Origin of the sequence: Clostridium sp., assembly GCF_051656525.1 — a bacterium.
Taxonomy (GTDB): domain Bacteria; phylum Bacillota; class Clostridia; order Clostridiales; family Clostridiaceae; genus Clostridium.
The window spans coordinates 1-2,432 of sequence record NZ_JBOGCC010000081.1 but is presented as its reverse complement, the minus strand read 5'-3'; the positions used below and the strand labels follow the sequence as shown (position 1 = coordinate 2,432).

Sequence of the window (2,432 nt, the reverse complement as noted above, 5' to 3'; positions counted from 1 at the left end):
TCCTCCTATTCAGTTATCACTGTTCTTATATTTATATTATAATGCATTTTATTCAAAAAATCAACAATTATTTTTGATTTTTTGAATAAAATTCAAAGCTTTCTATAAAGAAAGCTTTGATTTTAAATTGTTTAGTGTTTCTAGCTTATCACTAAAAAATTCTTTGAAGTTATCGTATTCGTTATCAAACCAGATATATAATAAATCTTCTAGTGTGTAAGGATTATTTTCGTAATCATCGAATATAAAATGTTCCTCGTTGAATTTATTTCTACTAAATTCAAAACCGCAATCTACTAAAATATTTTCGAATACTTCAATTTCATCTGAATCTAGCTTTCTACTTGCGTAAAATTCTGTGAAATTATACTCCTCTTTAGAATGTAAGAATGTTCCTATCTCAATATTTTTCATTCAAATCGCCTCGCTTTTATTTAATTTTTATTGTTCTTTGTTCTTTATAAATATATTATATATTATAATTGAATAAAAATCAACAAAAATTTAAAATTTTTTGAATATTTTTTAATGTTTTTATGCATTTATTGTTAATGCAATAGCAATATAAAGCTATAAAACTGCGTAAAACGCGTTAAAATGCGCTATAATCAATTGCAATGCATAGCTATATATTTATATGCAATTCAATTAAAATAGCGCTTAAAATCAAAATTACAAATTTGCAAAAATAATTTTTATTTATGTAATTAGTAGCCCCAGCGGCAATAGTTTGACAATCAAAGTGTTTTGTGCACAAAATATTTAAAGGCCACATGCTCATAGTATAAAAATAGCTGTCGCAGCAATTGTTTGACAATCAAAGTATTTGAATATTAAAGTAGCCCAGGGGGCAATAGTTTGAGAGTCAAAGTATTTTAGTCTAAAAGCAGTCGCCGCAGCAATAGTTTGATAATCAAAGTATTAGGCGCTTGAATAGTTTGATAGTCAAAGTATTGCTACTTGGGCCGTTAATATCATACACTAATTTTTTACATAAGGCACTAGCAAAAATTGACTATCAAAAATTGAACGGGCCAAATATAAAACATTGTGGTATAATATCGTCATACAATAAAAAATAATAAAAAGCACGTACAAAAAAATATTTTAAAAAATATGCAAATAATTGTTGCAATTTATTCAATTATATGTTATAATATATGTATAAATAAGAAGGAGAGTGGTTTTAATGGAAAACAAAATTAAAAATTTAGTAGGTAGAATAGAAAATTGTAGAGAAGTATTTTTTGTAGATATGGAAACAGAATTTGCAAGTAGCTACCATGAGTGTTTTACAGAAGGCGAAAATTTAGAAGTATATTTTACAGAAGGTAATTTTTCTATATTTATAAACGGTGTAAATATATTAGTTACAGAAGAAATAGAAAAAATTACAATTACAGAAGAAGTAAAAATTTCGGAAGGTACTAGTAGCCCGGGTACAGAATTTACAGAATTTACACTTAAATATAAAACACTAAATTTAGTAATCGGTATACTTGAAAAATAAAAAGTGCAACTAATAGTTGCATTTTTTATTAAAATGTAGTATAATATAAATATAAAATAAATAGTAAAGGGGGTGTTTTAAATAATTACTTTACTGTTTAAAATAACAGTTAAGCTATTTGTACTACAGCTACTAGTTATTAAGTTTTTATTTAGGGGTTTTAAATAGCCCCTAAATTTTAAAAATTATTACAATTTTTTAGCCCCCACCTAGACTAATAGTTTGATTATCAAAGTATTTGTGAATCGAAATGTTTGGAGTACCAAGCGCGAATACTTTGGGAATCAAAGTTTTTTAGTCTCAAAGAGTCAGTCGCGCAAATATTTTGACAATCAAAGTATTAGTCAATCAAATAGTTTGACAATCAAACATTTCGCAAATCAAATACTTTGACACTCAAACAGTTTGACACTCAAAGTATACGTCCTTGGGATCCTTTGACACTGAGATACTTTGACAATCAAAATATTTGCCACTAAAACTCTTAACTCGACCAAAAAAAGATTGGCAGGTTTTTCACTAACTACACAGCCCAAAGTTTTCCTAAAAATGTGGTAACTGGGTCACTAAAAGTTTTTCTAATTTTAGCTAAATTTCTTAGATAAAATTAAGGTTACTCATCGCGGTTTTAAGCTCTTATCCTATTGAGAAACAGAGTTGAGCCTCTAGAGCCTAGTATCTTATAATCTTAAGTTTTTTAATAGGTCCGAACACTATCTTACCACATATTTTTGTATATGGCTCGCGCAAAAATTGATCGCTCAAAAATTGAGTGTTTGGGGGCCAGTCGCCGATTCCTTTGACAATCAAATTGTTTGACAATCAAACTAGTTGGCGCTTGGCTCCTTTGAGTATAAAATACTTTGACAATCAAAGGATTGCCTCTTGGGCTATCAAATAGTTTGACAATCAAAGTATTGTT

The 2,432-nt window shown here is 28.1% G+C and carries 3 protein-coding genes; 1 reads left to right on the top strand and 2 read right to left on the bottom strand.

From position 1 onward, the window contains the following. Positions 1–102: 102 nt before the first annotated feature. The gene (locus ACRDDY_RS03065) at positions 103–414 is read right to left on the bottom strand and encodes a hypothetical protein (RefSeq protein WP_438563497.1); all 312 of its coding nucleotides are present in this window, start codon (positions 412–414) and stop codon (positions 103–105) included. 775 nt (positions 415–1,189) lie between these two features. Between ACRDDY_RS03065 and ACRDDY_RS03060 the strand changes: the two genes are divergently transcribed. Then, positions 1,190–1,510 (top strand): hypothetical protein, encoded by a 321-nt coding sequence (locus ACRDDY_RS03060; protein WP_438563496.1) that lies wholly within the window; start codon positions 1,190–1,192, stop codon positions 1,508–1,510. Positions 1,511–2,228: 718 nt separating this feature from the next. Here the strand turns inward: ACRDDY_RS03060 and ACRDDY_RS03055 are convergent. After that, a partial coding sequence (locus ACRDDY_RS03055) for a hypothetical protein (protein WP_438563495.1) occupies positions 2,229–2,432 on the bottom strand: 204 nt, incomplete at its 5' end.